We start from the raw sequence: 741 nt of genomic DNA on the forward strand, positions 1-741 counted from the left end.
ATCCTCGCGGAGGTCCAGCGCGAACGCATCGTCCGGGTCGCGGACCTCGCCCGGATGCTCGGGGTCTCCCTCATGACCGTCCGGCGCGACATCGAGGCCCTCGACGCCGCCGGCGCACTGGAGAAAATCCACGGCGGCGCCAAACTCCCCGGCGGCGCCAGCACCCACGAACCCGGCTTCGAACTGAAAATCACCCAGCTCCAGGACGAAAAAACCGCGATCGCCCACGAGGCAGCCGCCCAGGTCCGCGAAGGCATGGCCGTCGGACTCAGCGCCGGAACCACCACCTGGGCCCTGGCCCAACTGCTCTCCACCGGACCCCGGATCACCGTCGTGACCAACTCCGTCCGGATCGCCGACGTCTTCCACCAGGGCGCCTCCCCCTCCACCGTGATCCTCACCGGCGGGGAACGCACCCCCTCCGACGCGCTCGTCGGCCCCCTSGCCACCTCCGCCCTGAAACAACTCCACCTCGACGTGCTCTTCCTCGGCGTCCACGGCATCGACGCCGACGCCGGCTTCACCACCCCCAACGTCCTCGAAGCCGAAACCGACCGCGCCTTCGTCGCCGCCGCCCGCCGCGTCGTCGTCCTCGCCGACCACACCAAATGGGGAACCCTCGGCATCAGCACCATCGCCGCCCTCGAAGACGCCGACGAACTCATCAGCGACGACCACCTCCCCGGCGAAGCCCGACGCATCCTCGCCCAACGCGTCGGCCGCCTACGCCTCGCCCCCACC

General features: G+C 70.4%; 1 protein-coding gene. It reads left to right on the forward strand.

All coding sequences use genetic code 11. The features are described 5' to 3' along the window. The coding region (locus tag AC1DCZ_RS19345) for a DeoR/GlpR family DNA-binding transcription regulator (protein ID WP_476976010.1) at window positions 1-741 on the forward strand (741 nt) is incomplete at both ends.

The organism is Arthrobacter sp. 10N418 (assembly GCF_056394725.1).